Genomic DNA, 5,873 nt, shown 5'->3' with positions numbered 1-5,873 from the left:
GGTGCAGGTAGGTGCCGAAGGGGTCGTCGCCGGTGCGCGTGATCACCGCCGTGCGGCGCCCCAGGCGGGCCGCCGCGACCGCCACATTGGCCGCGGAACCTCCCAGGAATTTCCCGAACGTCTCCACTCGCTCCAGGGGGACCCCGGTCTGCAGGGGGTAGAGGTCGACCCCGATGCGGCCCATCGTGATCACATCGAAATACTGGGCTGGCTCGGCCATGCGCGACCTCCTCGGGAAGCTGGGGATGCGGGTCCTGGGGCGCCCTGCCACGGTGGGGGCGTGGATCCACGGGACCTGCCGCCCCTCAGGTGTAGGTCTCGGAGGGCGGCGCTGTCAATAGTTTGTACTTACATTCGGACCTGCTCGTGAAATGATGTCTTAACAAAGTATTGACAGCGGGCGTGGCAGCGACTTGTATCCCGTGCCATCGCAACAGTCGGTTTGCGGCATCATGATCCGGACTCCGTAAGGCTCCGGGACCACGGATCCCTTCGTGATCCCTTCCTTTCCCCCGCAGTAGCACAGTGAGGTGCCAGGAAAGATGGACCGCTCTTCCCACCCCCGCTCCCGCAGGTTCGCGCCCGTCGTCGCCGTGGCCGCGGCAGCAGCCCTGACCCTCGCCGGCTGCTCCAGCAGTTCCGGAGGCAAGAAGTCCGAGGAAGGCGCCGCCGATGCGTCGGCCGGCAAGGCGACCACCCCGCGCATGACAGTCGCGCTGGTCACCCACCAGGCGCCCGGCGACACCTTCTGGGACACCGTCCGCAAGGGCGCCGAGGCCGCGGCCGCCAAGGACAACATCAAGCTCATCTACTCCGCCGACCCGAACGCCGGCAACCAGGCCAACCTGGTCCAGAACGCGATCGACCAGAAGGTCGACGGCATCGCCGTCACCCTCGCCAAGCCGGACGCCCTCAAGGGCGTCATAGGCAAGGCCGAGAAGTCCGGCATACCCGTCGTCGGTCTCAACTCCGGCCTGAGCGACTGGAAGAAGCTCAACCTGCTGGAGTTCTTCGGCCAGGACGAGTCCGTCGCCGGCGAGGCCTTCGGCAAGAAGCTCAACGAGGTCGGCGCCAAGAAGGTCCTCTGCGTCATGCAGGAGCAGGGCAACGTCGGTCTGACGCAGCGCTGCGACGGTGTGGCGAAGACCTTCGAGGGCAAGGTCGACCCGCAGAACGTCAACGGCACCGACATGCCGTCCGTGAAGTCGACGCTCACCGCCAAGCTGAAGCAGGACCCGTCGATCGACTACGTCGTCACCCTCGGCGCCCCCTTCGCGCTGACGGCCGTGCAGTCGGCCGCCGACGCCGGCAGCAAGGCGAAGATCGCCACCTTCGACCTCAACAAGGACCTGATCAAGTCCATCAAGGCGGGCGACATCCAGTTCGCCGTCGACCAGCAGCCCTACCTCCAGGGCTACCTGGCCGTCGACGGCCTGTGGCTCTACAAGAACAACGGCAACTACAGCGGCGGCGGCGAGCAGCCCGTGCTGACCGGCCCGGCCTTCGTCGACAAGTCCAACGTCGACAAGATCGGGGAGTTCGCCGCGAAGGGCACCCGGTGATGAGCATGACCCAGCAGGCCACGCCGGCGGTGGACACACCGCCGGCCTCCGGCCCCAGCAAGGAAAGGGACGGGCGGACCCAGCAGCGCTCCCTGGCGCTGAGACTGCTCGCCCGGCCCGAGGTGGGCGTCATCCTCGGCGCCCTGGCCGTCCTGATCTTCTTCCTGATCATGGCGCCGACATTGCGCCAGGGCAGTTCGATGTCGACGGTCCTCTACCAGTCGTCGACCATCGGGATCATGGTCCTGCCCGTGGCACTGCTGATGATCGGCGGCGAGTTCGACCTGTCCTCCGGCGTCGCGCCGGTCGCCTCGGCGCTGACGGCGAGCATGACCGCCTTCCAGCTGACCCTGAACGTCTGGGTCGGTGTGATCGCGGCCTTGGCGGTCTCTCTGGCCATCGGCTTCTTCAACGGCTGGTTGCTGGTGAAGACCGGGCTGCCGAGCTTCCTGGTCACCCTGGGCACGTTCATGGGCCTGCAGGGCGTGAACCTGGCGGTGACCAAGCTGGTCACCGGCAACGTCGCCACCGACAACATCAGCGACATGGACGGCTTCGACCAGGCCAAGGCCGTGTTCGCCTCGTCCTTCAACGTCGGCGGAGTCAACGTCAAGATCACCGTCGTGTGGTGGCTGGCTTTCGCGGCGCTGGCCACATGGGTCCTGCTGCGCACCAAGTACGGCAACTGGATCTTCGCGGTCGGCGGCAACAAGGACAGCGCCCGCGCGGTCGGCGTCCCGGTGAACTTCGTCAAGATCTCGCTGTTCATGCTGGTCGGCTTCGGGGCATGGTTCGTCGGCATGCACAACCTGTTCCAGTACAACACCGTGCAGTCCGGTGAGGGCGTGGGCAACGAGCTGATCTACATCGCCGCGGCGGTGGTCGGCGGCTGTCTGCTGACCGGCGGCTACGGCACGATCATCGGCCCGGTCTTCGGCGCCTTCATGTTCGGCCTGGTTCAGCTGGGCATCGTCTATGCCACCTGGAACCCCGACTGGTTCAAGACCTTCCTCGGTGTGATGCTCGTAGGCGCCACCCTCGTCAATCTGTGGGTCCGCAAGCAGGCGACCCGGAGGTGATCGGAATGACAAGCAACTCCACCGGCACCCACGGGGCCGTTCTGAAGGACACCCGGCCCGCGGACGAGCGTCCCGTGGTCGAACTGAAGGCCGCGGGCAAGTCCTACGGCAACATCCGCGCTCTGCACGGCGTGAGCCTGGAAGTCCACCCCGGCAAGGTGAGCTGCGTCCTCGGCGACAACGGCGCCGGCAAGTCCACCCTCATCAAGATTATTTCCGGGCTGCACCAGCACACCGAGGGCGAGTTCCTCGTCGACGGCGAACCGGTGCGCTTCTCCACCCCGCGCGAGGCCCTCGACAAGGGCATCGCCACGGTCTACCAGGACCTCGCGGTCGTCCCGCTGATGCCGGTGTGGCGCAACTTCTTCCTCGGCTCCGAGATGACCAAGGGCCCCTGGCCCGTACGCCGTCTCGACATCGAGAAGATGAAGAAGACCGCGGACGAGGAACTGCGCAACATGGGCATCGTCCTGGACGACATGGAGCAGCCCATCGGCACGCTCTCCGGCGGCCAGCGGCAGTGCGTCGCCATCGCCCGCGCCGTCTACTTCGGCGCCCGCGTCCTCATCCTGGACGAGCCGACCGCCGCCCTCGGCGTCAGGCAGTCCGGCGTGGTGCTGAAGTACATCGCCGCCGCCCGTGACAAGGGCCTCGGCGTCATCTTCATCACGCACAACCCCCACCACGCCTACATGGTCGGCGATCACTTCAGCGTCCTGCGCCTGGGCACCATGGAAATGTCCGCCTCCCGCAGCGACGTCAGCCTCGAAGAGCTGACCAACCACATGGCCGGGGGCGCCGAACTGGCCTCCCTCAAGCACGAGTTGGCGCAGGTCCGCGGCGTCGACGTCGAAGAGCTCCCCGAAGAGGGGGACCTCACCGCTCCCGTAGCCACGTCTTCGGAAGGAAAGTCCTGACATGGCCCACGCGCTCGACCGCATCCGGGTCGGCTCCGCCCCCGACTCCTGGGGCGTCTGGTTCCCCGACGACCCCCAGCAGGTGCCCTGGGAACGCTTCCTCGACGAGGTCACCGAGGCCGGCTACTCCTGGATAGAACTCGGTCCGTACGGCTACCTGCCGACGGACCCGGCCCGGCTCACCGACGAGGTGACCAAGCGGAACCTGAAGGTCTCCGCCGGCACCATCTTCTGCGGACTGCACCGCGGCCCCTCCGAGTGGGACTCCACCTGGGAGCAGGTCAGCCGGGTCGCGGCCCTCACCCAGGCCATGGACGCGGGGCACCTCGTCGTCATCCCGTCCTTCTGGCGCGACGACAAGACCGCGGAGATCCTGGAGGCGCCGGAGCTCACCACCGAGCAGTGGCGCAACCTCACCACGGGCATGGAGCGTCTCGGCCGCGAGGTGAAGGACCGGTACGGCCTGGACATCGTCGTCCACCCGCACGCCGACACCCACATCGACACCGAGGCGCACGTCGAGCAGTTCCTCGACTCGACCGACTCCGACGCCGTCAACCTCTGCCTGGACACCGGGCACTACGCCTACTGCGGCGGCGACAGCGTCAAGCTGATCGAGACGTACGGCGAGCGCATCGGCTATCTGCACCTCAAGCAGGTCGACCCGGAGATCCTCGCCGACGTCGTCAAGAACGAGGTTCCGTTCGGCCCGGCCGTCGCGCGCGGCGTGATGTGCGAACCGCCGGCCGGTGTCCCGGAGCTGGGCCCCGTCCTCACGGCCGCCCAGAAGCTGGACGTGGACCTCTTCGCCATCGTCGAGCAGGACATGTACCCCTGTGAGCCGGACAAGCCGCTGCCGATCGCGGTGCGCACCCGCAAGTTCCTGAGGTCCTGCGGCGCCTGACGACCCGAAAGGACGGCCATGACGGAGCCTGCCCCTCTGGGAATCGCGGTCATCGGTACCGGAAGGATGGGCGCCGACCATGTGCGCCGCATCCACGAAGTCACCAGCGGAGCACGGGTGTCGGCCGTCGTGGACGTCGACGCGGAACGCGCGAAGGCCGTCGCCGCCCGTGTCGACGGCTGCACCGCCCACACCGACCCGGCTGCCGCGATGGCGGCGGCCGACGTGGACGCCGTCCTGATCGCCTCCCCGGGCCCGGCCCACGAGGCCACCCTCCTCGCCGCCTTCGAGCACGATCTGCCCGTCCTGTGCGAGAAGCCGCTCACCCCCGACGCGGCCTCCGCGCTGCGCGTCCTCGAAGCCGAACAGCGCCTCGGCCACCGCCGGGTCCAGGTCGGCTTCATGCGCCGCTACGACCCCGAGTACGCGAAGCTGAAGGCCCTGCTGGTGACGGGCCAGCTGGGCCGTCCGCTCATGCTGCACAACCGGCATCGCAATGTCGCCAGCCCGCCCTTCTTCACCAGCTCCATGCTGATCAGCGACTCCGTCGCCCACGAGGCCGACGTGACCCGCTGGCTGCTGGGCCACGAGATCACCGCCGTCACGGTGCTGCGCCCCACTCCGTCGGCCAGCGCCCCGGACGCCCTGCAGGACCCTCAGTTCGTCGTCTTCGAGACCGACGGCGGCGCCCTCAGCGACGTCGAGATCTTCGTCAACTGCGGTTTCGGCTACCAGGTCCAGGCCGAGGTCGTCTGCGAACGCGGCACCGCCCGCATCGGCGACGGCCACGCCCTGGTCACCAACATGGCCGGCCGCTGGGGTGGCACCATCGCCCAGGACTGGACCGAACGCTTCGAGACGGCCTACGACCAGGAGATCCAGACCTGGGCCGACGCCACCCGCTGCGGCGAGGTCACCGGCCCGAGCACCTGGGACGGTTATGCCGCGGCGGCGGTCTGCGAGGCCGGGGTACGGGCGCTGGAGGACGGCGGCCGGGTGCGGATCGAACTGGTGGACAAGCCGGCGCTGTACGCGTGAGAGACGTGCGAAAGGGGCCGGGGCCACAGCCCCGGGCCCCTTTCGGCGTGTCTCAGACGACGCTGCGCGGCCGGGGCTCGAATCCGGCCTTCCGGTAGCACGCGTCGATGAGTTCCATCGTCGTCACCGCGTCGTCCGCGTCCAGCGGCAGCGGCGCACCGCCGCGCACCCGGGCGGCGAACGCCTCCAGCTGGTACCTGTACGACGAGCGGGTGCCGAGGTGTTCCGTGCGCTCACCCTGTGTCGTGCGGATCATGATGCGGTCGTCCAGCTGGGGCAGGACGAAGTTCGGGGCCGTCGCCTCGCCCCGCGATCCGACGATCCGGATGCTCATGTCCAGGCCGTCGTGGGCCATGTGGCAGCGGGCCGAGCC

General features: G+C 68.2%; 7 protein-coding genes. 5 read left to right on the top strand and 2 right to left on the bottom strand.

What is annotated here, in order from left to right; all coding sequences use genetic code 11:
* Positions 1 to 220, bottom strand: a 220-nt coding sequence (locus ABZ281_RS34000; protein WP_356661807.1) for a PfkB family carbohydrate kinase, incomplete at its 3' end; no start/stop codon positions are given.
* 322 nt (positions 221 to 542) lie between these two features.
* On the opposite strand from ABZ281_RS34000, the gene ABZ281_RS33995 reads away from it, so the two are divergent.
* From ABZ281_RS33995 to ABZ281_RS33975, 5 genes are read left to right on the top strand one after another with little or no spacing between them, the layout of a single operon-like run.
* Positions 543 to 1,562, top strand: coding sequence for a sugar ABC transporter substrate-binding protein (locus ABZ281_RS33995; protein WP_356661805.1), 1,020 nt, complete (start codon positions 543 to 545; stop codon positions 1,560 to 1,562).
* Entirely contained in the window at positions 1,562 to 2,641 is a 1,080-nt protein-coding gene (locus tag ABZ281_RS33990) for an ABC transporter permease (protein ID WP_356661803.1), read from the top strand. Before ABZ281_RS33995 ends, ABZ281_RS33990 begins: the two co-directional genes overlap by 1 nt.
* A 5-nt stretch (positions 2,642 to 2,646) precedes the next feature.
* Complete coding sequence (locus tag ABZ281_RS33985; RefSeq protein WP_356661801.1) at positions 2,647 to 3,558, top strand: ATP-binding cassette domain-containing protein; 912 nt, start codon at positions 2,647 to 2,649, stop codon at positions 3,556 to 3,558.
* 1 nt (position 3,559) lies between these two features.
* Positions 3,560 to 4,462 (top strand): sugar phosphate isomerase/epimerase, encoded by a 903-nt coding sequence (locus tag ABZ281_RS33980; protein ID WP_356661799.1) that lies wholly within the window; start codon positions 3,560 to 3,562, stop codon positions 4,460 to 4,462.
* A gap of 18 nt (positions 4,463 to 4,480) precedes the next feature.
* Positions 4,481 to 5,500, top strand: coding sequence for a Gfo/Idh/MocA family oxidoreductase (locus ABZ281_RS33975; RefSeq protein WP_356661797.1), 1,020 nt, complete (start codon positions 4,481 to 4,483; stop codon positions 5,498 to 5,500).
* Positions 5,501 to 5,552: 52 nt separating this feature from the next.
* Here ABZ281_RS33975 and ABZ281_RS33970 read toward each other — a convergent pair.
* The coding region (locus tag ABZ281_RS33970; protein ID WP_356661795.1) for a Gfo/Idh/MocA family oxidoreductase at positions 5,553 to 5,873 on the bottom strand (321 nt) is incomplete at its 5' end.

This window comes from Streptomyces sp. NPDC006265, from assembly GCF_040613555.1.
Classification (GTDB): domain Bacteria; phylum Actinomycetota; class Actinomycetes; order Streptomycetales; family Streptomycetaceae; genus Streptomyces.
This window is presented reverse-complemented; position numbering and strand designations above follow the sequence as displayed.

What these genes read in the sequence shown, in the direction of transcription:
- ABZ281_RS33995 (WP_356661805.1), top strand. Translation starts at nt 543, where the DNA reads ATGGACCGCTCTTCCCACCCCCGCTCCCGCAGGTTCGCGCCCGTCGTC.
- ABZ281_RS33990 (WP_356661803.1), top strand. Translation starts at nt 1,562, where the DNA reads ATGAGCATGACCCAGCAGGCCACGCCGGCGGTGGACACACCGCCGGCC.
- ABZ281_RS33985 (WP_356661801.1), top strand. Translation starts at nt 2,647, where the DNA reads ATGACAAGCAACTCCACCGGCACCCACGGGGCCGTTCTGAAGGACACC.
- ABZ281_RS33980 (WP_356661799.1), top strand. Translation starts at nt 3,560, where the DNA reads ATGGCCCACGCGCTCGACCGCATCCGGGTCGGCTCCGCCCCCGACTCC.
- ABZ281_RS33975 (WP_356661797.1), top strand. Translation starts at nt 4,481, where the DNA reads ATGACGGAGCCTGCCCCTCTGGGAATCGCGGTCATCGGTACCGGAAGG.